This window comes from Massilia sp. Root335 (assembly GCF_001425685.1).
Taxonomy (GTDB): domain Bacteria; phylum Pseudomonadota; class Gammaproteobacteria; order Burkholderiales; family Burkholderiaceae_D; genus Telluria; species Telluria luteola.
The window spans coordinates 145,551-170,494 of the sequence record NZ_LMCY01000011.1 but is presented as its reverse complement, the minus strand read 5'-3'; the positions used below and the strand labels follow the sequence as shown (position 1 = coordinate 170,494).

The window sequence follows — 24,944 nt, the reverse complement described above, 5'->3', positions numbered from 1 at the left end:
CCGCGCGATGACCGACGAGCAGTTCCAGCAGCGGTTGCGCGGCATCTTCACCGAAGAGGCGCGCGAGCACCTGGCGCAGATCGACGTCGGGCTGGTCGCGCTCGAGCAGGCGCCCGAGCCCCAGCGCGCCGCGCTGCACGAGCGCGTCCTCAAGGTGCTGCACACGCTCAAGGGCGCGGCGCGCACCGTCGACGAGCTCGAACTGGAGCGGCTGTGCCACGCGCTGGAAGGCGTGCTGGCGGCGGCGCGCGAGACCGGCGCGCACGCGACGGCCGAACAGTTCGACCTGCTGCACAAGGCCGCCGCCGCCGCGCGCCAGGTCGTCGATGCGCCGGGCCTGCGCAGCCGCAAGGTGGCGGGTCTGCTGGCGGCGCAGGTCGATGCCGCCGCGCGCGCGCTGCCGGCGCAGGCGTCCGCCCGGCCGGCGCCGGCCGACGCGCCGCTGCCCGCTGCCGCCGCCGGCGTGCCCGTGCCGGCGGCGGCGCCGGACCACGGTGCGGACGACGAACCGGACGACGAACCGGACGCCGGCACCGCCGACGCGGCCGACGACGACCCGGGCGAACGCATCCGCGTCGACGGCCGCTGCATCGATTCGATCCGCGCGCACGCCGAGGCGCTGCTGCCGGTCGAACTCAAGCTGCGCCACCACGTCGAGGAATTGCGCGGGATCGCGGCCGGGATCGCGACCCGGCGGCGCGAAGGCCCGGCCGCCATCGGCGCCGACGACGGCGCGGACCTGGAACTCGCGTGCACCCGGCTGGCCGCGCGACTGGAACACACGGGCAAGGAGCTGCACGGCGTGCGCGCGCGCCTGTTCGACGCCGCGCTGGAAACGGCGCTGGTGCCGTCCGCCGCGGCGCTGAACGAGCTGCCGGCGCTCGTGCGCAACCTGGCGCGCGGGCACGGCAAGGAGGTCCGGCTCGAGACCCGGGGCGCCGACGTGGACATCGACCGGCGCGTGCTGGGCGTCGTGCGCGAAGCGCTGATCCATCTCGTCACCAATGCGGTCGACCACGGGATCGAGACGCCCGCGCAGCGCACCGGGGCCGGCAAGGACCCGGTGGGCCGCATCGAGATCGTCGTCGCCCAGCGCGACGCGCGGATGGTGTCGGTGCGGGTCGCCGACGACGGCGCCGGAATCGATATCGAGGCCGTCGCGCAGGCGGCCGCCCGGCGCGCGGGGCTGACGGACGCCGAGCTGGCGCAGATGAGCGAGCAGCAGCGCGTGCACCTGGCGCTGCGCGCCGGCGTGTCGACCCGCGCCGAGGTCACGCCCGTGTCCGGACGGGGCGTGGGGCTGGCGATCGTGGCCGACAAGGTGGCGGCCAGCGGCGGCCAGCTCGTGGTCGCGACGGCGCCCGGCGCCGGCGCGTCGTTCGAACTGCTGCTGCCGGTGGGCGTGGCGAGCCTGCGCGCGCTCGTCGTCGACGTCGCCGGCGCGCGCTACGCCGTGCCGCTGGCGGGCCTCGAAGCGGTGCGCAGCGAGGCGCAGGCCGAGATCCGCACGGTCGAGGGCAGGGAAACCGTGCTGGCGGGGACGCGGGTGCTGCCGCTCGTGCGGCTCGCCGCGCTGTTCGGGACGGCCCGGCCCGGGCAGGAGGAGGGCCGTGGCGTCGTGATCGTCGCGACGGCGGGCGGCCAGTCGTTCGGCATGCTGGCCGACGCCATCGTCGCCGAGCAGGACCTGCTGCCCAAGAGCTTCGGCCCGCTGTTGCGCCGCGTGCGTTATTTCAGCGGGGCGGCGCAACTGGGGGACGGCATGCTGGCGCCCGTGATCGCGCTGGACGACGTCGCCGCGCGCGGGCTGACCGGCACGTCCGGCGCGCCGGCGGCGGCGGCGCCGGTGGCCGGGCCGCGGCGCGTGCTCGTCGTCGAGGATTCCGTCACGTCGCGCCTGCTGCTCAAGCACATCCTGGAAGGCGCCGGATGCGGCGTCGACACGGCGGTCGACGGCCTGGACGCGTTGTCGCGGCTGCGCGCCGGCAATTACGACGCGGTCGTCAGCGACGTCGAGATGCCGAACATGGACGGCCTGGCGCTCACCGCCGCGATCCGGGCCAATCCGGCCACGGCCGAGCTGCCGGTGATCCTGGTGACGTCGCTGCAGACGCCGGAACAGCGCGAGGCGGGTCTGCGCGCCGGCGCGGACGCCTATTTCACCAAGGGCAGCTTCGACCAGGACCGCCTGCTGGCGACCGTGCGCCGGGTCGCGGGGATGGAGGCGCCATGATCCGGGTCCTCGTCGTCGACGATTCGAATTCGGTGCGCGAACTGCTCGTGCACATCCTCGGCACGGCGCCCGGCCTGGCGGTGGTGGGCTGCGCCGCCGACGGCGAGGAGGCGCTGCGGATGGCGCACGAACTCAGTCCGGACGTGATCACGATGGACCTGCAGATGCCGCGCATGGACGGCTACGAGGCGATCCGCCGCATCATGCAGGCGTGCCCCACGCGCATCGTCGTCGTCAGCGGCAGCGACGACCGGGCCGAGGTCGACGCCAGCTTCCGTGCGATCGAGGCGGGCGCGCTGGTGCTGGTGCGGCGTCCGTACGGCGTCGGCAATCCGGCGCATGCCGACAGCGCCCGCGCGCTCGTGCGCACCGTGAAGGCGATGGCCGAGGTGCGGGTGGTGCGGCGCTGGGGCGATGCGCGGCGCGCGGCGCGGCCGCTGCACGGATCGGCGCGGCGGCTGGTCGCCATCGGCGCGTCGACCGGCGGACCGACCGTCCTGCGCGACATCCTGGCCGAACTGCCGGCCGGCTTTCCGCTGCCCGTGGTGATGGTCCAGCACCTCGCACCCGGCTTCATGGACGGCCTGGCCGCGTGGCTGGCCGACGCCGCCGGCTATCCGGTGGAGGTGATCCAGGACGGCATGCCGCTGGCCGGCGGACGGGCCTACCTCGTGCCCGAAAGCTGGCAGGCGGCCATCGGTCCGGGACTCGTGTGCCGGCTGCTGCAGGCGCCGCCGGAACACGGCATGTGCCCGTCCGTGTCCTACCTGTTCCGCAACATCGATGCCGAACTGCGCCCGGCCACCGCGGCCGTCCTCCTGACCGGCATGGGCAAGGACGGGGCGGCGGAACTCAAGCAGCTGCGCGAGCAGGGCGCGCTGACGATCGCCCAGGACCGCGCCAGCTCCGTCGTGTACGGCATGCCCGGCGAAGCCTTGCGCCTCGACGCCGCGATGCTGGTGCTCGAGCCGGCGGAAATCGGCAAGGTGCTGGCGCGCCTGCCCGCCGAGCCGTTTCCGTCCACCGTTTTTCCAACGAATGGAGACCCCCCATGAACCCGTCTCCCGACAACGCGCAGGACATCGAGATCCTGGTGGTGGAGGACAGCGCCACCCAGGCCCGCCAGCTGGCGCAACTGCTGGCCAAGGCCGGCTTTCGCGTGCGCGTGGCCGTCGACGGCCGCGCGGGCCTGGAGGCCGCGCGCGAGCGTGCGCCCACGCTGATCGTGACCGACATCGCGATGCCGCGCATGGACGGCTTCGAGATGTGCCAGGCGATCAAGAAGGACGAGGCGCTGCGCGACATCCCGGTGATCCTGCTCACGTCCCTCTCCAGCCTGTACGACGTGATCAAGGGCCTGGACTGCGGCGCCGACAACTTCATCCGCAAGCCGTTCGAGGCCGACTACCTGCTGGGCCGCATCCGCTTCATCCTGGCCAACCGCGCGCTGCGCTCCAACGAGCGGGTGCAGCTGGGGATGAAGATCAGCCTGGGCGGCCAGACCCATTTCATCACCGCGGAACGCCAGCAGATCTTCGACCTCCTGATCTCGACGTACGAAGAAGCGATCCACATGACGGAGCAGCTGCGTACCCAGCAGGAACGCATCAAGCATTCCTACCAGTCGCTCGAAGGGCTGTACCGCGTCGCCGAGGCGATCAACCCGGTGCTGTCGGAACAGGACGTGGCCGAGCGCGCGCTCGACCGCGTGCTGGACCTGCCGGGCGTGACGGGTGCGACGATCCGGCTGCTGGGTGTCGACGGCCGGCCCGCGTTCGCCGTCGCCCGCGACGCCACCGGCGCCGCGGTGGCGCCATGCGAGTGCACGGTCGTGCCGGGCCAGCCGGCCGGCGTGGCGCGCGCCACGTGCCGCGGGGAGCCCAGCCTGCGCGTGCCGCTCACCACCGGCGTGCGCAATCGCGGGATGATGTGCCTGACCCTCGGCGACGGGGCGCTCGCCGACGACGACCGCCAGGTGCTGGAGACGGTCGGCAGCCAGATCGCCGTCGCGATCGAACGCGCGCACCTGTACGGGAACATGGAACGGCTGGTGGACGAACGCACGGCGGCGCTGGAGTCGGAGCGCGCGCTGCTGTCGGCCGTCGTGAACCTGTCCGGGGCCCTCGTCTGCGTGTTCGACGGCGACGGCAATATCCGCCTGTTCAACCCGGCCTGCGAACAGAGTTCTGGCTGGCGCGCGGACGAGGTGCTGGGCCGGCCGTTCCGCGACCTGTTCCGCCGCGCCGACAACGCGCCCGTGGAATTCAACGCGTCGCCGGCCGGCGCCGTTCCCGTGCAGCAGAGCGGCGAATGGCTCGCGCGCGACGGCAGCGTGCGTTCCGTGATCTGGTCCTCGACGATGCTGCGCCGCGCCGACGGCTCGGTGCAATACGTGGTCACGACCGGGATGGACGTGACGGAGCTGCGCCGCGCCGAGGAAAAGCTGCGCTACCTTTCCAACTTCGACCGCGAGACCGGCCTGCCGAACGACGTGCTGCTGCGCGACCGCGTGCGCCAGATGCAGGCGCGCGTCGCCGACGGCAAGCCGCTGCTGGGCTACATGCTGCTGCGGATGACGCGCCTGCAGGTGATCCGCGCCAGCCTGGGACTGGAGGCCGAACAGGCGCTGCTGCGCCAGGCCGCGTCGCGCCTGAGCGAACTGGCGCACGGCGATCTGACGGTCGCGCGCACGGGCGAGCGCACGTTCGCGCTCGCCGCGCTGCGCACGAACGAGGCGGAGCTGGCCGCGCTGGCGCGCCAGGTGCTGGAGACGATGGACGGGATCTACGTCTACGGGGACGAAGAGCTGCACCTCGATCCGTGCGTCGGCATCGCGCTGTTCCCGAACGACGCCGACGACTACGACGGCCTCAACCAGGACGCCGAGGCGGCGCTGCAGCGCGCGCTGGCCAGCAAGGACGAGCGCTACGCCTTCTATCGTCCGGAACTGAACGACGGCGTGTATGAGCGCTTCCGCTTCGAAAACGCCTTGCGGCGCGCGCTCGAACGCGGCGAGCTGACCGTGTACTACCAGCCGCAGGCGAGCCTCTCCACGGGGCGGATCGTCGGCTTCGAGGCGCTGCTGCGCTGGCAGCATCCGGAACAGGGGCTGATCCCGCCGGGGCGCTTCATCGCGCTGGCGGAAGAGACGGGCCTGATCCTGGCCATCGGCGAGCGCGTGCTGCGCCAGGCCTGCGAACAATGCCGCGCGTGGCAGCGCGACGGGCTGCGCGCGGTGCCGGTCTCGGTCAACCTGTCGGCGCGCCAGTTCTCGGAACGGATCGTGGACACGGTCGGCCGCATCCTCGCGGAGACGGGGCTGGAGCCCCGGCTGCTCGAACTGGAGCTGACCGAAAGCGCGTCGATGGAAGATCCGCAGAAGACCGTGGACATCCTGTGCAAGCTGAAGGACATGGGCGTGCGCCTCGCGATCGACGATTTCGGCACCGGCTACTCGAACCTGAATTACCTCAAGCGCTTCCCGGTCGACCGGCTCAAGCTCGACCAGTCGTTCGTGCGCGACCTGACCTCCGATCCGGACGACCTGGCGATCTCGCGCGCCGTGATCGCCATGGGACACGGCCTGCGGCTCGACGTGATCGCGGAAGGCGTGGAGACGGAAGGGCAGCTGGCGCTGCTGGCGCAGAACGGCTGCGACGAGATCCAGGGTTATCTGTTCGGACGCCCCGCGCCCGCGGACGACTGCGCGCGCATGCTGCGCGAGGACAAGGCGCTCGCGCTGGACGCCCTGCAGCCGCAGCCCTACCATCGCACGCTCCTGTACGTGGACGACGAGGTCAACCTGCTGGCCGCGATCCGGCGCGCCATGCGCCACAGCGGCTACCGCGTGCTGGTGGCGGCCAGCGCGCGCGAGGCGTTCGAGCTGCTTGCCACCACCGAGGTCGGGGTGATCGTGTGCGACCAGCGCATGCGCGGCATGAGCGGCACCGAATTCCTCGCGCGCGTGAAGCAGATGTATCCGCACGCGGTGCGCATGGTGCTGTCCGGGTACACGGACCTGCAGTCGGTCACGGATGCGGTGAACCGGGGCGCGATCTTCAAGTTCCTGACCAAGCCGTGGATCGACGAGGAGCTGGACGAGGCGGTGCGCGAGGCGTTCGCCGAATTCGAAGCGAAACGGGGGACGGCGCCGGCCCATCCGTGAGGCGGCGGGGCGTGCTATCGCGCTTTTGGATACCGGCCCGGCCAATTCATATAGCTGGGCGCGGGAGGGCTGGCCCATACTAGGGGTTTCCCTTTCGACATCCTCGACAACGACCGATCTCGTGACCATGACGCTCATTCCCCGTTCCCTCTCCATCATCGCGTGCGGCGTGGCGCTGCTGTGCGGCGCCGCACAGGCGGCCGACATGCCCGTGCGCGAACGCCTCTCGTTCGACGCCGGCTGGCGCTTCGCGAAAGGCGATCCGGCCGGCAGCGGCCAGCTCGACGACGCCAGGCTCAAGGACCCGGCGACGGCCATTCCCGCCGCGCAGCCGGGTTTCGACGACGCCGCGTGGCGCAAGCTCGACCTGCCCCACGACTGGGGCATCGAGGGACCGTTCAAGCAGGCATACCCGGGCGAGACGGGCAAGCTGCCGTGGTGGGGCGTGGGCTGGTACCGCAAGCACTTCACCCTGCCGGCGGGCGACGCCGGCCGCCGCGTCTACCTGGACATCGATGGCGCCATGTCGCACGCCGCCGTCTGGGTCAACGGGCACTACGTCGGCGGCTGGCCGTACGGCTATGCGTCGTGGCGCGTGGACCTGACGCCGTATGCGAAGCCGGGCAGCGACAACGTCGTGGCGATCCGGCTCGACAACCCGCCGGATTCGTCGCGCTGGTATCCGGGCGGCGGCATCTACCGCAACGTCTGGCTCGTCAAGACGGCGCCCGTGCACGTGGCGCAGTACGGCACGTTCGTGACGACGCCGCAGGTGACCAGGGACGCGGCCACCGTCGCCGTGCAGACGACGGTGGAGAGCGACGGCCAGGCCGCGCAGGTGCAGGTCGCGACCGAAATCTATCTGCTCGACGCCGCCGGCAAGCGCGGCGCGGCGCCGGTCGCGCGCCAGACGGCGTCGGCGCCGGCCAAGGTCGTGGCGGACCGCGAGGCCCAGCTCACGCAGACCTTGACGGTCCCGCAGCCGCGCCTGTGGAGCATCGCGACCCCGCAGCGCTACGTGGCCGTCACCACCGTCACCGACAACGGCAAGGTGACGGACGTCGTCGAGACCCCGTTCGGCATCCGCACCGCCGTGTTCGACGCGGTGCGCGGCTTCATCCTGAACGGCAAGCGCGTGCCGCTGCAGGGCGTGTGCATGCACCACGACATGGGCGCGCTGGGCACCGCGGTCAATGTGCGCGCGCTGGAACGCCAGCTGGAACTGCTGCGCGAGATGGGGACGAACGCGATCCGCACCAGCCACAACCCGCCGGCGCCCGAGCTGCTGGACCTGGCCGACCGCATGGGCTTCGTCGTGCTCGACGAAGCGTTCGACATGTGGCAGATCCCCAAGAAGCCGAACGACTACCACCTGTTGTTCGACGAATGGCACGAGAAGGACTTGCGCGCGCAGATCCGGCGCGACCGCAGCCACCCGAGCGTGATCGCCTGGAGCATCGGCAACGAGATCCCGGAGCAGGGCAAGCCGGAAGGCTGGAAGCTGGCCGCGCGACTGGCCGAGATCGCGCGCGGCGAAGACCGCACGCGCCCCGTCACGATGGCGGACAACCACGTCGATTCGGCATATAACGGCTTCCAGAACGTCGTCGACCTGTTCGGCTACAACTACAAGCCGGGCCTGTACGGCAAGGTGCATGCGGCCGCGCCTTACCTGCCGCTGTTCGGCAGCGAGACGGCATCGACGATCAGCTCGCGCGGCGAATACTTCTTCCCCGTCAGCGACGACAAATCGAAAGGTGCGGCCAACTTCCAGGTCAGCAGCTACGACCTGACGGCGCCGCCGTGGGCCACGACGCCCGACGCCGAATTCAAGGGCCAGGACGACAACCCGTTCGTGGCCGGCGAATTCGTGTGGACCGGCTTCGACTACCTGGGCGAGCCGACGCCGTACAACGACGACGCGTCGAACCTGCTGAACTTCACCGACCCCGCCCAGCAGGCGCGGGCCGCGCAGGAACTGGCGACGATGAAGAAGATCGCGATGCCGTCGCGCAGCTCCTACTTCGGCATCATCGACCTGGCCGGCTTCAAGAAGGACCGCTTCTACCTGTACCAGGCCCGCTGGCGCCCGGACCTGCCGATGGCGCACCTGCTGCCGCACTGGAACTGGCCGGAGCGCGTGGGCCAGGTGACGCCGGTGCACCTGTACACGTCCGGCGACGAGGCGGAGCTGTTCCTGAATGGTAAATCGCTCGGCCGCAAGAAGCGCGGCCCGCGCGACTACCGCCTGCGCTGGGACGACGTCGTGTACCAGCCGGGTACGCTGAAAGCCGTCGTCTACAAGCACGGCAAGCGCTGGGCCGAGGACACCGTCGCCACGACCGGCAAGCCGGCCAGGCTGCTGCTGTCGGCCGACCGCGCCAGGCTCGCGGCGGACGGTAAGGACCTGGCGTTCGTGACGGTCACCGTCGCCGACAAGGACGGCCACCAGGTGCCGCGCTCGCACGACCGCATCACCTTCACGCTGTCCGGGCCGGGCGAGATCGTCGCGACCGACAACGGCGACGCGACGAACCTGGAGCCGTTCCAGTCGCATGAGCGCAACGCGTTCAACGGCCTGGCGCTGGCGATCGTGAAGACGCGCGCCGGGGAGGGCGGCAAGCTGACCCTGACGGCCAGCGCCGACGGCCTGGCACCGACCCAGGTGACGCTGGACAGCCAGCCGCAGTAAAGGCGGGAGCGTGCGCGGACGCCCATTCATGCGGCGTCCGCGCTCGGGTTTGGCTACAATCGTATTCGATCGCGAGGAGAGAGCCATGCCACGACAGCACGATCAGCACGATGATTTCGACGCCTTCATGCGCCGGCGCATCCAGGCGTCCGACGCGTTCGTGAACGGCGACTACGGCCCGCTCGGCGCCATGGCGGCGGACAAGCCACCCGCCACCCTCTTCGGTCCGAAGGGCGATTGCGTCGCGGGGCCCGACGCCGTGAATGCCGCGAACCGCGAGGGTGCCGCGCATTTCGGTCCCGGCAGCGACAACCGCTTCGAGGTCATGCACAGCGCGGCCGATGGCGATCTCGCGTACTGGACGGGCATCCAGCGCTCGGTCGTCAACGTCAAGGGCCAGGCGCAGCCCGTGCCCATGGATTTGCGCGTGACCGAGATTTTCCGGCGCGAGGACGGCGCCTGGAAGCTGATCCACCGGCATGCCGACCGCCTGGGCGGCGACAAGCCCGGCTGACGCCGTCGATCCGGCGCGAGTGTTGTAATCCGGAGATAGTGACTGAAACTCTTGCATATAAGAGTTTCAACAAAGCACCATTTGTTGGCGTTTCCTCCGGATAATGTAATCTCCCGCCATACGTCGAGCCACCGCCATGGAATTTGAAGTTTTCGAATCGTTGACGTCGAGCCCCGCCCCGGGCGACGCCACTTCGCCGCTGGTCCGGCTCCAATATCTGATCGACAACACGCCGGGCATCATCTACGCGACCGTGCCGAGCGGCGACTTCAAGATGACGTTCGTGAGCAACAACGCGTACCACGTCCTGGGCTATCGCCCGGAAGAGATGCTGGCGGATCCGAACTTCTGGTTCGACCATATCCATCCGGACGATGCCCCGAGCATCTTTTCGAGCCTGGCCCAGCTGTTCGTGGAAGGCGAGAAAACCTATGAATACCGGTTCCGTACGGCGAGCGGCGAATTCCTGTGGATGCACGACCGCCTGCGCCTGATCTACGACGACCGCGGCACGCCGGTCGAGGTGATCGGTTCGCTGACCGACATCACCCAGCGCAAGCGCATGGAACAGAAGCAGGAGCAGTTGATCGCGCGCCTCAGCGAGGCCCACGACCAGCTGCTGCAATCGGAAAAGATGGCGTCGATCGGCCAGCTGGCGGCGGGCGTGGCGCACGAGATCAACAATCCGATTGGCTTCGTGAATTCGAACATGGGGACGTTGCGGCACTACGTGGGCACCTTGCTGTCGGTGGTCGACGCGTACGGCGAGGCCGTGCAAAAAGCGGCGCCCGGCTCGGCGCTGGCCGCGGAGATCGAAGCGATCAGCCGCAAGGCCGACCTCGGCTACCTGAAGGACGACATCGCCGACCTGGTGAGCGAGTCGATGGACGGGCTCAAGCGGGTGAAGGATATCGTCCAGGCGCTGAAGGACTTTTCCCACGTCGGCCAGAGCGACTGGCAGTATGCGGACGTGCACGCGGGACTCGACACGACGCTGAACATCGTCGCCAACGAAATCAAGTACAAGGCCACGGTCGAGAAGCACTACGGCAAGCTCCCGGAAATCAAGTGCCTCGCGTCGCAGCTGAACCAGGTGTTCATGAACCTGCTCGTCAACGCCGCCCAGGCCATCCAGAGCCGCGGCGTGATCACGATCGCCACCGGCGCCCAGGACGGCTGGGTGTGGGTGAAGATCAGCGACAACGGCTGCGGCATTCCGCAGGAAAACCTGAAACGTGTGTTCGAACCGTTCTTCACGACCAAGCCGGTCGGCAGCGGCACGGGCCTGGGCCTGTCCCTGTCGTACAGCATCGTCAACAAGCACGGCGGCCGCATCGACGTCGCCTCGAAGCCGGGCGTCGGCACCGTCTTCACGATCCGGCTGCCGCTCGTTCCACCGGCGTCGACGGCGCCGGCGGAGCAAGCTTGAATACGCCCCGGGAATCCGTTCGAAATTAGATTCCTCATCGCACGTTTCAGTGCTGCACAGAAATTTTACGCACAAGCCCTTGGTTTCCAGGGGCTTTTTTATTGCATCCTCACGTGCCACCAAGCAAGAGTTTTATTAGCATCAAACCGATGGAATGCAAGGTCGTTAGCATTGTTCGTTATTCGTTATTCGTTGTTCGTTGTTCGCATTGGCACGCAGTGCACTAATCACTATCGATGAGGAGATTTGCATGAACCTCAAGGATTTGACCGAGATATTTGGCGGCCTGTCCGAAGCAAATCGCCCGATACGATTGCGGTTGTCCATGGCACATCAGGCGATTGAAGACGTCCTGCTCGTCAAGCGCGTCTCGGGCAATGAAACGATGTGTGGCGAATTCGAATACCGCCTTCTGTGCGTGTCGACGCGCTCCGACCTGCCGTTAAAGGGATTCAAAGGAATATTCCGCCAAACTGGTTACGAGCATCAATCCAGTTACAAGAATTCAGCAGCGATTGCGTCGACGCTGTACAGCATCGTGCGTATCGCTCAAACGGCAACGTGGAAGTGTTAAAAATGTTCGGGATCATGATTAAACTGCGACGCACTTGTCTGATTCCTTTGGTCGCGATATTCTTGCTGAGCGCGTGCGGCCGCAATCCGAAAGAATGGGAAACCCCAAATATGACCGCACTTACGCCACGCCTGCAAACAGTATTCGAAAAGACAAAAACTGTCTGCTTTGGGCGTTTTCTGGTTGATGTGCCGGAATCGACGGATGTCGTGTGGGGAAAGACTATAGTTCCGTTGGACGTAAGCGTCTACCCGAACGGCGCAGATAAGGTAAAGGGATTGGCACAAAAATTAATTGATGATTTAAAAAACGAAAAGGCAATTAATCACGATTATGTTCCACTGTTGATATCAGTCGACGACTTAACGCAGCCTGAAGGAACGTTGATCACTGGATATGAAGATTTCCAGGCGATTAACGGCTTGAAGATGAGTGGATATTTTAAATTAAACAACGATGGTGTGGTGATTAATGCGCGTCCTTTGAGAGCAGCCAAGGATCGGACTGTGGCTCTCATTAATGGCATTGCGCGGCGCTTGCGGCACCGTGCTGGCCATGAGGTGCCGGCGGAACCAGGTAATTGTATTGAGTCCGCTTTCCTGATGGATACGCCGAATCCTACGGAAGAGGACCTTCTTGAGCACATCAGTATCGGACTCCGCTTGAAAGAATTTTCAGACGCGCATTTCTCGATTCACGTTGCTCCTTCAAATCCCGACAATCCGGAAGGCGACTCTCTCGAAACCCAGTTCAAGCGCACCTTTGCAGACATGACGAGCCCCGAAGAGAAAAAAGTACTTGCCAATACAAAAATCTTCCGCCAAAGCGCACGTCAGATTCATGATTGGAAAACCGGTTTCGAAGTATTGATGCGCACACCGGATGAGGATGGGTCCTTTTCCCACCACGATTTTCGGATGAAATTTGTCGGCGTGCCACACGATGCGTTCAAACCTTATGCCGATATCCAGTTTCAAACCGGTGTCAGCGATAACGCGGCCGGTCGAACCAAAGCGAGTCTGACCGACGAGGAGGCGCTCGCGGTATGGGACAAAATCACGAGTACGATACGCCTGCGCCCGACACGTGCCGCGCCGGCCAGGACAGCCGACGCGGATTCCGGACCCCGCCGTCCACTCGGGGAACTCGCGGCGACCGGTCGCGTATGTCCGCAGACCGGGACGTGGGAGTCTGTCGATACGGTACAAGATATCGAAGGAGGCATGCGCCTGCATATCCGAGCCGGCGAGCGGATGCCGCATGCGATATCGCATGGCGAGTCGTCCCTGTGGCAAAAGCTCAAGGGGGAACGGTCCGTTTATCGTGCGGCGACGATGTGGAAACTCGTGGATTACGATGACGCCCCGCCTTCCCGGGACATTGCCGCGAAAGATTCCGCCGACGCCGACGCCGGCGATGGCAACCGGACCTCGCCGAAGAAGGAAGGGTGACCAATGCGTAATGTGATTCGAATCGGCGACCCCACGTCCCACGGCGGCAAGGTCGAGAAAGTCAACGCAACGCATTTTACGGTCGACGGCAAGGCAGTTGCCTGTGTCGGCGATCTATGCAGTTGTCCGATCAACGGGCATGACAACTGTACGATTGCTGAAGGCGATCCGCATCACGTCATCAACGGCGTTGCAGTTGCCTACGACGGGCATAAAACCTCGTGCGGTGCCGCGCTGATTGCTACGACGGGAACGTTCGGCGGACAGTGAACACGTCGTCGTCCGAACGCGATCAAGTCGGCTGACTCCTCGTGCAGGGCAATTATCTGCTTTTCGTTCTCCGACCTGTCAGCCAGCCCCGGCGCAATGCGCGCTGAAGGCGGTCCTGCCGTGCTGGATCCGGCCTCCGACCAAAATCGACGCTGTCAGGCACAGTACGATTTCCATGTGGTCCACGCGCTTACACCTCCTGTGCGGCAAACGCGACTTAGCCCGGTGCGCGGTCGGGTCCCTTGTTCGCTTTCAGGGGGCGCTTGACGATATTCACGGATGGATTGTCGTCGGGTGAATACTATCCAGCGGATTTTCAAGCGAAATATCGAACATGTTGAGAGACAATGAATGCACCGTCATGCCCGTCTGAATGTCGTGCATATGCTACAGATTGATACATTGTGATAGAATTTCCGTGCAGAAACATGTAGTGTTGGCCCATGCGCCGCCTGCGGCGATGCGCGCCACGAGGTTCATCATGTCTTACCGTATGCTCAAGTCCCGCCCGCGCGGCTTTACCCTGGTCGAACTGCTGGCCGTCGTCGCCATCGTCGGCATCCTGTCCGCGATCGCCTATCCCGCCTATGGGGCCTACCTGGTGCGCGGCAATCGCTCGGCCGCGCAGGGTTACCTGCTGACCCTGGCACAAGCGCAGGCGCAATATTTTGCCGACGCGCACAGTTATGCGGCCACGCCGGACGCGCTCAGCCTGCCCGTGCCGGACCAGGTCGCGTCAAACTACGACATCACCATCGATGCGCCCGACGTCGCGCCGCCGTCGTTCACCATCACGGCCAGGCCGAAGGGGACGCGCCAGACCGGCGACAGCGTGCTCACCATCGACAACAGCGGCGCCCGCACGCCGTCCACCGTATGGTAAGCCGGCGCCGCGGCCGCGGGTTCACGCTGATCGAGCTGCTGACCGTCGTGGCCATCACCTCGATCCTCTCGGCCATGGCCGCGCCCGCGTTCAAGAGCATGGTGGCGGGGCAGCGCGCGCGCGTCGCCGGCACCGAGCTGTACGCGGCCCTCGTGCTCGCGCGCAGCGAAGCGATCAAGCGCGACACCCAGGTGACGTTGCAACCGGTCACCGGCGGCTGGCAGGCCGGCTGGCGCATTCCGAATCCGTCCGATACCGGCCACCCGGTCGCGAACCACGGCCCGGTGACGGACGCCACCATTACCGGACCGGACTCGGTCGTGTACCTGCCCAACGGCCGGGTGGCCAGCGATACGGCGCCGTCGTTCGACATCGCCGTCGACGGCGCGTCCAGCCACCGCTGCGTGCTGGTCGACCTCAGCGGGCGTCCGCGCATGCCCGCCACGGGGTGCTGACATGAAGCGCATGCCGCGACGCCACGCCAGCGCGGGCCTGAGCCTCGTCGAGGTGCTCGTCACGGTCATCGTGCTCGCCTTCGGCCTGCTGGGCATCGCCGCGTTGCAGGCCAAGGTGCAGGTCGGGTCGATCGAATCGTACCAGCGCGCCCAGGCCGTCGTGCTGCTGGACGACCTGCGCGCGCGCATGCTCGGCAACGCCGCCCATGCGGCCGACTACGTGACGGCCACGCCGCTCGGCCCCGCCGACGGCCAGCCGGCCGACTGCACCACACTCGCCATCGGCAGCGCGCGCGACCTGTGCGAATGGAGCCAGGAACTCAACGGCGCGGCCGAGCAGACCGCCGCCGGCGCGGCCAACGGGGCGATGGTCGGCGCGCGCGGCTGCGTCGAGCAGTTGCAGGCGCCCGACCCGACGGCCGGCATCTGCCAGCCCGGCATCTACCGCCTCAGCGTCGCATGGCAGGGCCTGCATGCGACGCGGGCGTCGTCGCTGACGTGCGGCGCCAACCAGTATGGCCCGGACGCCAACCGGCGCGCGATCGCCGTGCAGGTCGCGATCGGCCTGCCCGACTGCAGTTAGGACCCATGATGGCCGCCCAACCCTTGCTTCACCGCCGCACCGCCGGCTTTTCCCTGCCCGAACTGCTCGTGTCCGTCACGATGGGCCTGTTGATCGTGATTGCCATGGTCACGCTGTTCTTCCACAACAGCCGCGCCCAGGCCGAGATCGAGCGCGCCAACCGCCAGATCGAAAGCGGGCGCTACGCCGTCGACCTGCTGTCCAACGACCTGCGCAACGCCGGCTTCTACGGCGAATTCGATCCGACCCTGCTGCCCGACCCGGCCGCCGTGCCCGATCCGTGCGCCGCGACGCTGGCCGCCCTCAAGGCCATGCTGCCGCTGCACGTGCAGGGTTTCGACGACGACGACGCGCGGCCGTCCTGCGTGTCCGACGTGCGCCCGGGGACCGCGCTGATCGTCGTGCGCCACACGCGCGCCTGCGTCAGCGGCGATCCGAACTGCAGCGCCAACGATCCCGCGGGCCCGCTGTTCCAGGCTTCGCTGTGCGACAACGCGAGCGAGCTGGGGTCGGCCAATCCGGCCGACTGGTATGCGCTGGACGTCGACCCGGCACAACTCACGCGCCACCAGCGCGACTGCACGACCGCGGCCGGCAGCGGCACGCTGGCGGTGACGCGCCGCTTCCAGACCCACATCTATTTTGTCGCCAACAACGACGTGGCGGGCGACGGCATCCCGACGCTGAAACGCGCCGAGCTGCGCTACACGGACGGCCAGCTCGACTTCGGGACGATCGTGCCGCTGGTCGAGGGCGTCGAGAACCTGCAGTTCGAATACGGCATCGACACCCATGGCGACGGCACCGTCGGCCTGTACACGAGCGCCCCGGCGAGCGCGAACGGCTGCGCCGCGCCGGCCTGCGCGGCCGCCAACTGGCGCAACGTGGTGGCCGTGCGCCTGCACGTGCTGGCGCGCAGCCCGAGCGCGACGCCGGGCTATGTCGATACGAAGACGTACAGCCTCGGCACGGCCGCCGACGGCAGCGCGCGCACGGCCGGGCCGTTCAACAACGGCTACAAGCGCCACGTGTTCCAGACGCTCGTCACACTGGCGAACCCGGTCGGAAGGAAACAGCCATGACGTACCCACGCCGCCAGCAGGGCATCACGCTGGTGACCGCCCTGATCATGCTGCTCCTGCTTACGATGCTGGCGCTGGCCAGCGTCAACCTGGGCAACTCGAACCTGCAGGTGGTCGGCAACATGCAGCGCCGCGACCAGGCGCTCGCCGCCGCCCACGCCGTGCTGGAGGAGACGATCAGTTCGCCCCGGTTCACGACGACGCCCGGCAGCGCGCTGTCCAATCCGTGCGACGGCCCGAACCAGCGCTGCGTCGACACGGACGGCGACGGCAAGACCGACGTCAAGGTCACGCTCAGCCCGCCGCCCAGCTGCGTGAAGGTCCAGGCGATCAAGAATTCCGACCTCGACCTGAACAACAGCGAGGACGCCGGCTGCGCCGTCGGCGCCGGCCAGAACTTCGGCGTCGCCGGCGCGTCCGACGGCAATTCCGATTGCGAGAACAGTGTCTGGGACGTCAGCGCCGTCGCCACCGACACCGCGACGCAGGCCTCCGTCAAGGTCGTCCAGGGCGTCGCCGTGCGCATCGCCAAGGACGACGTCGCCACCAACTGTCCGCAACCCGGAGCAAGCCCATGACCCGTTCCCGTCCCGCCGCCGCCCTCGCGCTGGCGCTGTCCGCGAGCCTCGCCGGCCTGCCGATCCGTGCGGCCGCCGACGACATCGACATCTTCACCGGCGCGTCTGGCGGCAGCGCCGTCAATCCGCGCATCCTGATCGTGCTCGACAACACGTCGAACTGGTCGCGCCAGAGCCAGAAATGGCCGGGCGGCCTGCAGCAGGGCCAGTCGGAGGCGCGTGCGATCAGCAACCTGCTGCCCACGCTGGGCAGCACCGTCAGCATGGGCCTGATGGAATTCGTCACCGGCGGCAACGCCAACATGGACGGCGGCTTCATCCGCTCCGCCATCCGCCCGCTGGACAGCACGGCCAAGGCCAGCTTCGCGAGCCAGCTGGGGACCATCTACGGCAACGTCACGTCGCCGGACGAGAAACGCAACTCGAACACGCCGTACGGCGATTTGATGTACGACGTGTACAACTACTTCGCGGGCGCCGACGCGTATTCGCCGGGCGGCGTCATCGCCAGCATCGCGGACAGCGGAGGCTACACGACGCCGTACTCGACGTTTCGCTCGCCGCTGACGGCCGCGAACACCTGCGGCAAGAGCTTCGTCATCTTCATCGGCAACCCGAACTCCAGCGGCCCGTCCAGCGACAGCGCCGCCAATACGGCGGCCCTCAACGCGCTCAACGGCACGCCGACGACGCAACTGGGGTTGCCGAACTTCACGAGCCAGAACGCGACGAGCACCAGCAACCTGGGCGTCACCGGCGCGTGCTACGCCAGCCCGACGGCCGCGGCGGCCGAGTTGAATGCGTACGCGACGCAGTGCGCCAACTTCACCGAAGGCTGCTCGATCGGTGCCGCGACGGCCAACGTGCAACCGGTCGCGTGCCCGGCCGGGAGCCTGTCGTACACCGTGACGCAATCCGTCTACCACCCGGCCACGACGAGTCCGGGCCAGCCCGTGCAGGGCACCGTCACGACGTCGACCGGCACCACGTCCGGCTATTACGCGACGGCCGGCGACGTGCCGGCGAGCGACCACGGCAACCTCACGTGCCCGTCGTCGTCGACCGCCACCAGCGGCACCACGACGACGGAAACGAGCTACAGCTGCACCTATTCCGTCGGCGCCGCGATCGGCACGGCGGGCACCACGACGGACAGCGCCACGGCAAGCCAGAATCCGAACCACAAGGGCGCGGGCTGCTATACCGGCGTCGGCACCGCGTCGGGCAACTGGAATCCGGCGACGACGAGCGACTTCGGCGGCCTGTCCTGCCCGGCCAACAGCAGCTGCACGTATGCGGGCAGCCTGGCCGGCAATGCCAGCGGCTGCACGGGCAACGGCTACCGCCAGGTGACCGTGACCCAGACCGCCACGAGCAAGCGCCAATACACGATCACGCAGACGGTGACGCCGACCACGGTCAGCAACGCCACCACGCCGGGCTCCACGACGACCACGAACCTCGGCATGACGTCGCAGTGCTATGCCAGCGCGCCGGCGTCGACGTCCGATTACGCGTCGTCGTGCACCGGCACGAACATCAGCTGCACGTACAACAATGCGCCGACCAGCAGCACGCTGGCGTCGTGCCCGGCGGGCACGAGCGCCTACAACATCGTCGGCACGAACATCGTGCTGACCGACGTCCCGACCGGCACCACGACGCCCGACACGGGCCCGCGCAACGCCGACGAGTGGGCGCGCCTGCTGCACGACCGGGGCGTGCCCGTCACCGGAACAACGGTGCGCTCGCCGGTGACGACGTACACGATCGACGTCTACAACGCCCAGCCGAACGCCACGCAGACGGCACTCCTGATGAGCATGGCCAAGGCCGGCGGCGGCAAGTATTTCGCCGCCAGGAACGAGCAGGCGATCCTCGACGCGCTGCGCCAGATCATCATCGAGATCCAGGCCGTGAACACGACGTTCGCGTCGACCAGCCTGCCGGTCAATGCGACGAACCGTTCGCAGAACGAGAACCAGGTGTTCATCGGCATGTTCCGTCCCGATCCGGACGCCCGCCCCCGCTGGTTCGGCAACCTCAAGCGCTACCAGCTGATCAGCAGCGGCGCGGACATCGAACTGGGCGACGTCAACGGCCACGTCGCCGTCAACACGCTCACCGGCTTCGTCACGCCGTGCGCGGCCAGTTACTGGACGTCGGATTCGGGCAGCTACTGGAGCGGCCTCGGCATCAATCCCGATCCGGCCGGCGCCTGCGCCCCGGACGGCGCGAGCCCGTATTCGGACTTGCCGGACGGTCCGCAGGTCGAGAAGGGCGGCGCCGCCGAGATCCTGCGCCAGGGTAACGTCGCCGGCGCGTGGAGCGGCGCACAAGCCGTCAACCGCAACATGCTGACCTTGTCCGGGACCGCGCTGACGGCCTTCAACACGGCCAGCACGGGCCTCGCCGCGGACGTCGTGAACTTCATCCAGGGTGCGGACGTCGACAACGAAAAGGGCACCGGCAGCACGACGACGACGCGCCCGTCCATCCACGGCGACGTGATCCACTCGCGCCCGCTGCCCGTCAATTTCGGCGGCACGACGGGCGTGCGCGTGTTCTACGGCGCCAACGACGGCGCCTTGCATGCCGTGAACGCCAGCAACGGCACCGAGAGCTGGTCCTTCGTCGCCCCCGAGTTCTTCGGCCGCCTGCAGCGGCTGATGGACAACACGCCGCTCGTGAGCTATCCGAACATGAGCGCATCGATCACGCCGGCGCCGGCGCGCAAGGATTATTTCTTCGACGGCTCGATCGGCCTGTACCAGAACGCCGACGACTCCAAGGTCTGGATCTTCCCGGCCATGCGCCGCGGCGGACGCATGCTGTACGGGCTGGACGTGAGCAATCCGGACAGCCCCGTGTTCAAGTGGAAGGCCGGCTGTCCGAACCTGGGCGACGACACCGGCTGCACGGCCGGCATGTCCGGCATCGGCCAGACCTGGTCGACGCCGAACGTCGCCTTCGTCAAAGGCTATTCGACCACGACGCCGGTACTGGTCGTGGGCGGCGGGTACGACGCCTGCGAGGACGCCGACACGGCGGCGCCCGCGTGCGGCAGCGGCAAGGGCGGCTTCGTGTACGTGCTGGATGCGAACACGGGCACCGTGCTGCGCGCCTTCCCGACCGACCGCGCGGTGGCGGCCGACGTGGCCCTCGTCGACGTCGACAACGACGGCTATCCCGACTACGCCTACGCGGCCGACACGGGCGGCGGCATCTACCGGATCGACTTCGTGGGCAGCTACGCGGGACGCGTGCCCGCCGCGCCCGACGCCTGGACCTCGCGCAAGGTCGCGTACACGACGGGCGGCGGCCGCAAGTTCCTGTTCGCGCCGGCGCTGCTGGCGACCCAGGGCAAGGTCTATGTGGCGCTCGGCAGCGGCGACCGCGAACATCCGCTGCAGGCGCAATACCCCTACAGCGGCGTGACGAACCGTTTCTACGTCTACCTGGACGACCTGGCGGCGGCCACCGGCACGCCGGCCACGAACCTCGATGCGATGACGGACTACAGCACGGCCACCGACTGCGCGACCGCGAAAATCCTGCCCAACGCGGGCGTGAAGGGCTGGTACATGGACCTGAACCAGTACGGCCAGGGCGAGCAGGTGGTCACGTCCGCGCTGATCGCCAGCGGCATGATCACGTTCAGCACCAACCGTCCGGTCCCGCCCGACGGGGCGAGCTGCTCGACGTCGCTCGGCGAGGCGCGCGGCTACTGGGTCAACCTGCTGAACGGCTCGGGCGCGATCAACGTGCCGGGCCTGTGCGGCGGGACGCGCTCGTCGATCTTCGTCGGGGGCGGACTGCCGCCGTCGCCGGTCAAGGCCAGCAGCGTGCCGATCGGGGGCAAGGCGGTGTCCGTCGTGCTGGGCGCCGTGCAGAAGGGCAGCAACGGTTCCTCCGGGGCCAGCGTGGCGATCTCGCCGCAGCGCATCCGGCCGGCCATCGCGTCCAAGCGCAAGCGCGTCTACACCTATACGGCTGGGGATTGATGAACACGCTTCATAACGTCATTGAACGACCGCGGGGTATTCGGCCGGGCGAGCGACCGTTATATTGGGTCCTTTACCGAAAGGACTCCCATGGAACTCAAGCGCCCCGGCTCCCAGCCGTCGATCAAAGGCCCGGAGCAATATTTCACTGGCACAGTCCGCATCGATCCGCTGAACGCGCCGCCCGCGCCGGCGCGCGTGTCGGTGGCGAGCGTGACGTTCGAACCGGGCGCGCGCTCGGCCTGGCATACGCATCCGCTCGGCCAGACGCTCGTCGTGACGGCCGGCTGCGGCTGGACGCGGTGCGAGGGCGGGCCGAAAGTGGAGATCCGTGCCGGCGACGTCATCTGGTGCCCGCCCGGCCACAAGCACTGGCACGGCGCGACGGCGACGACCGCCATGACCCACATCGCCATCCAGGAAGCGCTGGACGGTGTGAACGTCGTGTGGATGGACAAGGTCGGCGACGAGGATTACCTGGGCCAGTGAGGTTGCGCGCGGATTTGGCCGCAACGCCCACCCACGTTGTTCCCGCGCAGGCGGGAACGACGGGATGCCCAGTGGCCTGGGTCAGGCCTGCGCGGGGACGACGGGAGGCCGGGCGGTATTCTTGCCCTCAGCCCGTCTTTTCCACGGCCTTGACCATGCACTTCGACAGCTTGTCGAAGTGGGCCAGCGCGGCCTGCGTGAGCGTGACCTGCTTGCGCCGCGTGTCCTCGGTGTCCGTCAACATGATCCAGCCCTTCTCGCGCATCGACGTCAGGCGGCTGTGCACGGTCGCGGGCGCGCCGAGCTCCTTCTTGGCCATCATGTCGCGCACGCACAGCCGCTGGCCGTTCTGCATGGCGCGCGCGACGGTGCCGAGGATGCGTTCTTCCAGCGGATCGAGGGAAGGCAGGGACGGCAGCCCGCGCAAGGCTTCGGCAAGTTGCAGAAAGCGCAGATAGATGTCGGCGGGCCGGGTAGATTTGCTCATGCGCAGATTATAATGCGAGTGCCCACCGAACTCCATCCATCGTCGACGATCCCGCCATGCCTATCCCAACTGCTCCACGCAACGATGTCGTGCAGGGCGTGGCCGAACGGGCCGGGATCGCGTGTGCCGGCGTGATCGGATCGGCCGTGTTCTACGTGGCGCTGGCGCGCTTGCAGGACTGGGTGTTCCCGCACGTCGAATTCGTCCGCGGCGTCGGCTGGCTCTATCTGCCGGCGGGCGCGCGGCTGCTGTGTCCGCTGCTGCTGGGCCTGCCCGGCGCCATCGGCGTGCTGGTCGGGTCGTGGTGCGAGTGCTTCTTCCACCTGTACCCGGACGACCCCGTGCGCTCGCTGGCCGGCGGCATCAGCTCGGCCCTGGCCCCTTACCTCGTGTACCTGTTCGCGCTGCGCGTGCTGGGCATGCAGGCGTCGCTCTCGAACCTGACGTCGCGCCGGCTGCTGCTGCTCGTGCCGCTGTTCGGCGTCGCCAGTCCGCTGATGCACCATCTGTGGTTCTGGCTCCACGGCGACCCCGTCAACCTGGCGCAGGGCTTCACGGTCATGGCCGTCGGGGACATGGTCGGTGCGCTGCTCGTCCTGTACGCCCTCAAGGCCATGCTGGTCCTGCTGCCGGCGCCGCCACGCCGCCGCTGACCCGTTTCATGACGCGGCGGGCATGATTCCACCGCCGATACATGAACGGCATTCATAAGGTCAAGCAATCCCGACCGGGTTATCCGCCCGGCGTTTGCCGTTACCATCGTCGACCATCGATGCAACGACCAACGTCACGAAAGGATCGCACCCATGACCGTCAAAGCCTATGGCGCACATGCCGCCGACAAGCCGCTCGAATCCCTGACCATCGCCCGCCGCGCGCCGGGCCCGCACGACGTCCAGATCGAGATCGCCTATTGCGGCGTGTGCCACTCCGACCTGCACACGGTGAAGGCCGAATGGGCCGGCACCCTGTATCCGTGCGTGCCGGGCCATGAGATCGTCGGCCGCGTGTCCGCCGTCGGCGCGCACGTGACGGGCTTCCGGACCGGCGACCTCGTCGGCGTCGGCTGCATGGTCGACAGCTGCCGGCACTGCGCCGATTGCGAGGCCGGCCTCGAAAACTATTGCGACGCCATGGTCGGCACCTACAACGGCGCCACCGGCGACGCGCCGGGCCATACGCTGGGCGGCTACGCCGAACGCATCGTCGTGCACGAGCGCTACGTGCTGCGGGTGCGCCATCCGGAACACCAGCTGGCGGCCGTCGCGCCGCTGCTGTGCGCCGGCATCACGACGTATTCGCCGCTGCGCCACTGGCACGCGGGTCCGGGCAAGACGGTCGGCATCGTCGGCATCGGCGGCCTGGGCCACATGGGCATCAAGCTGGCGCGTGCCATGGGCGCCCACGTCGTCGCCTTCACGACCTCCGAATCGAAGCGCCGCGACGCCGAGGCGCTCGGTGCACACGAGGTCGTCGTGTCGCGCGACGCCGCCGCGCTGGCCGCGCGGGCGCGCAGCCTGGACCTGATCGTCGACACGGTCGCCGCCCCGCACGACCTCGACGCCTATCTCACCCTGCTGAAGCGCGACGGCACGCTGGTGCTGGTCGGCGCGCCGGCCACACCGCACCCGTCGCCGCAGGTGTTCGACCTGATCATGAAGCGCCGCGCGCTGGCCGGCTCGATGATCGGCGGCATTCCGGAAACCCAGGAGATGCTCGATTTCTGCGCGGCGCACGGCATCGTCGCGGACATCGAGCTGATCCGGGCCGACGGGATCAACGCCGCGTACGAGCGCATGCTGGCGGGCGACGTCAAGTACCGCTTCGTGATCGACAACGCCACGCTGGCGGCCTGATTCATGCAGCCACAAGTGTCATCGATCGACGCCGGCGCGGCGCCGCATGTGCCCGCCGCGCCCGCGGCCTGGGGCGCCGTGTTCGCGCTGGCGCTCGCCGCGTTCGCGCTGGTCGCGTCCGAGTTCATGCCCGTCAGCCTGCTCACGCCGATCGCCGCCGACCTGCACATCAGCGAGGGACAGGCGGGGCAGGCCATCGCCGTCTCGGGCGCGTTCGCGCTCGTGACCAGCCTCGCGATCGCGCGGCTGGCCGGCCGGCTCGACCGCAAGATCCTGCTGCTGGGCCTGTGCCTGACGATGATCGTGTCGGGCACGATCGCCGCGTTCGCGCCGAACTACACCGTGTTCATGGTGGGGCGGGCGTTCATCGGCGTCGCGATCGGCGGGTTCTGGTCGATGTCGGCGGCGACCGCGATGCGGCTCGTGCCGGATCACCTCGTGCCGCGCGCGCTGGCGATCGTCAACGGCGGCAATGCGCTGGCGACCGTCGTCGCGGCGCCCGCCGGCAGCTTCCTCGGCGCGCTGGTCGGCTGGCGCGGCGCGTTTTTCTGCGTCGTGCCCGTCGCGGCGCTGGCATTCGCCTGGAAGTTCGTCAGCCTGCCGCCGCTGGCCGCCGCGCCGGGGGCGCGGTCCGGCAACGTGTTCGCGCTGCTGAAGCGGCCCGCCGTCGCGTACGGCATGGCGGCCGTCAGCGTGTTCTTCATGGGCCAGTTCGCGCTGTTCACGTACCTGCGGCCATTCCTCGAAACGGTCACCCACGTGAGCGTGAACACATTGACGGGCATGCTGCTGGCGATCGGCGTGGCCGGCTTCGTCGGCACGACGGCCATCGGGGCGTTCCTCGACAAGCACCTGTACCGCACGCTGGTCGTCATCCCGCTGGCGATGGCCGTGCTGGCCGTCGCGCTCGTCGCGTGGGGCGGCTCGGCGCCCGTCGTCGCCGTGCTGCTGGCCGCGTGGGGCCTCGTCGGGACGGCGGCCCCCGTCGGGTGGTGGACCTGGCTCGCGCGCACGCTGCCGCAGGACGCCGAGGCGGGCGGCGGCCTGATCGTGGCCGTCGTCCAGCTGGCGATCGGCCTCGGCGCGACCCTGGGCGGGGTCTTGTTCGATGCCTGGGGCTACCGCGCCACGTTCGGGCTGGGCGCGCTGCTGCTCGTCGTCGCCGCGGTGCTGGCCGGCAAGGCCGCGCGGGCTTAGAA

20 protein-coding genes are annotated in these 24,944 nt (G+C 68.1%); 19 read left to right on the top strand and 1 reads right to left on the bottom strand.

Features of this window, described 5'->3' with window-relative positions; genetic code table 11:
- Positions 1–7: 7 nt before the first annotated feature.
- The 16 genes from ASC93_RS08730 (at position 8) to ASC93_RS08660 (ending at position 21,402) form a co-directional block, all read left to right on the top strand.
- On the top strand, positions 8–2,233 hold the full coding sequence (locus ASC93_RS08730) for a response regulator (protein ID WP_056440138.1): 2,226 nt from the start codon (positions 8–10) through the stop codon (positions 2,231–2,233).
- On the top strand, positions 2,230–3,288 hold the full coding sequence (locus tag ASC93_RS08725; protein WP_082547870.1) for a chemotaxis protein CheB: 1,059 nt from the start codon (positions 2,230–2,232) through the stop codon (positions 3,286–3,288). Before ASC93_RS08730 ends, ASC93_RS08725 begins: the two co-directional genes overlap by 4 nt.
- On the top strand, positions 3,285–6,398 hold the full coding sequence (locus ASC93_RS08720) for an EAL domain-containing protein (RefSeq protein WP_056440136.1): 3,114 nt from the start codon (positions 3,285–3,287) through the stop codon (positions 6,396–6,398). The genes ASC93_RS08725 and ASC93_RS08720 overlap by 4 nt, the downstream gene beginning before the upstream one ends.
- 127 nt (positions 6,399–6,525) lie before the next feature.
- Positions 6,526–9,090, top strand: a complete 2,565-nt coding sequence (galB, locus tag ASC93_RS08715; RefSeq protein WP_056440134.1) for a beta-galactosidase GalB — start codon at positions 6,526–6,528, stop codon at positions 9,088–9,090.
- An 85-nt stretch (positions 9,091–9,175) separates the two neighbouring features.
- The gene (locus ASC93_RS08710; RefSeq protein WP_056440132.1) at positions 9,176–9,604 is read left to right on the top strand and encodes a DUF4440 domain-containing protein; all 429 of its coding nucleotides are present in this window, start codon (positions 9,176–9,178) and stop codon (positions 9,602–9,604) included.
- Positions 9,605–9,740: 136 nt separating this feature from the next.
- Complete coding sequence (locus tag ASC93_RS08705) at positions 9,741–11,033, top strand: ATP-binding protein (protein WP_056440130.1); 1,293 nt, start codon at positions 9,741–9,743, stop codon at positions 11,031–11,033.
- Between the two features lie 250 nt (positions 11,034–11,283).
- On the top strand, positions 11,284–11,607 hold the full coding sequence (locus ASC93_RS08700; RefSeq protein WP_056440127.1) for a hypothetical protein: 324 nt from the start codon (positions 11,284–11,286) through the stop codon (positions 11,605–11,607).
- Positions 11,608–11,609: 2 nt separating this feature from the next.
- Positions 11,610–13,058: a T6SS immunity protein Tli4 family protein gene (locus ASC93_RS30550; RefSeq protein WP_157201806.1), complete on the top strand. Its 1,449-nt coding sequence runs from the start codon at positions 11,610–11,612 to the stop codon at positions 13,056–13,058.
- Between the two features lie 3 nt (positions 13,059–13,061).
- A complete protein-coding gene (locus ASC93_RS29585; protein WP_082547869.1) occupies positions 13,062–13,328 on the top strand; it encodes a PAAR domain-containing protein in 267 nt (88 codons plus the stop codon).
- Between the two features lie 481 nt (positions 13,329–13,809).
- A complete protein-coding gene (locus ASC93_RS08690) occupies positions 13,810–14,211 on the top strand; it encodes a type IV pilin protein (RefSeq protein ID WP_056440269.1) in 402 nt (133 codons plus the stop codon).
- The gene (locus ASC93_RS31945) at positions 14,205–14,666 is read left to right on the top strand and encodes a GspH/FimT family pseudopilin (protein WP_056440123.1); all 462 of its coding nucleotides are present in this window, start codon (positions 14,205–14,207) and stop codon (positions 14,664–14,666) included. Before ASC93_RS08690 ends, ASC93_RS31945 begins: the two co-directional genes overlap by 7 nt.
- Positions 14,667–14,676: 10 nt before the next feature.
- Complete coding sequence (locus ASC93_RS08680) at positions 14,677–15,249, top strand: hypothetical protein (RefSeq protein ID WP_056440267.1); 573 nt, start codon at positions 14,677–14,679, stop codon at positions 15,247–15,249.
- A gap of 8 nt (positions 15,250–15,257) precedes the next feature.
- Positions 15,258–16,331 (top strand): PilW family protein, encoded by a 1,074-nt coding sequence (locus ASC93_RS08675; protein WP_056440121.1) that lies wholly within the window; start codon positions 15,258–15,260, stop codon positions 16,329–16,331.
- A complete protein-coding gene (locus ASC93_RS08670) occupies positions 16,328–16,909 on the top strand; it encodes a PilX N-terminal domain-containing pilus assembly protein (protein WP_056440119.1) in 582 nt (193 codons plus the stop codon). Before ASC93_RS08675 ends, ASC93_RS08670 begins: the two co-directional genes overlap by 4 nt.
- Positions 16,906–20,913 carry a pilus assembly protein gene (locus tag ASC93_RS08665; protein ID WP_056440116.1) on the top strand — a complete coding sequence of 1,336 codons (4,008 nt, stop codon included), beginning with the start codon at positions 16,906–16,908 and terminating at the stop codon, positions 20,911–20,913. Before ASC93_RS08670 ends, ASC93_RS08665 begins: the two co-directional genes overlap by 4 nt.
- A 90-nt stretch (positions 20,914–21,003) precedes the next feature.
- Positions 21,004–21,402, top strand: coding sequence for a cupin domain-containing protein (locus tag ASC93_RS08660; protein ID WP_056440114.1), 399 nt, complete (start codon positions 21,004–21,006; stop codon positions 21,400–21,402).
- Positions 21,403–21,529: 127 nt separating this feature from the next.
- Here ASC93_RS08660 and ASC93_RS08655 read toward each other — a convergent pair whose 3' ends face one another.
- Positions 21,530–21,889, bottom strand: coding sequence for a hypothetical protein (locus ASC93_RS08655; RefSeq protein ID WP_056440112.1), 360 nt, complete (start codon positions 21,887–21,889; stop codon positions 21,530–21,532).
- Between the two features lie 56 nt (positions 21,890–21,945).
- Here ASC93_RS08655 and ASC93_RS08650 point away from each other — a divergent pair, with 56 nt between their 5' ends.
- The 3 genes from ASC93_RS08650 to ASC93_RS08640 all read left to right on the top strand — a co-directional run bounded on the left by ASC93_RS08650 (position 21,946) and on the right by ASC93_RS08640 (position 24,942).
- Positions 21,946–22,542 (top strand): hypothetical protein, encoded by a 597-nt coding sequence (locus tag ASC93_RS08650; protein ID WP_229412651.1) that lies wholly within the window; start codon positions 21,946–21,948, stop codon positions 22,540–22,542.
- A 153-nt stretch (positions 22,543–22,695) separates the two neighbouring features.
- Positions 22,696–23,745 (top strand): NAD(P)-dependent alcohol dehydrogenase, encoded by a 1,050-nt coding sequence (locus ASC93_RS08645; protein ID WP_056440110.1) that lies wholly within the window; start codon positions 22,696–22,698, stop codon positions 23,743–23,745.
- A 3-nt stretch (positions 23,746–23,748) separates the two neighbouring features.
- A complete protein-coding gene (locus ASC93_RS08640; RefSeq protein ID WP_056440108.1) occupies positions 23,749–24,942 on the top strand; it encodes an MFS transporter in 1,194 nt (397 codons plus the stop codon).
- Positions 24,943–24,944 lie beyond the last annotated feature (2 nt).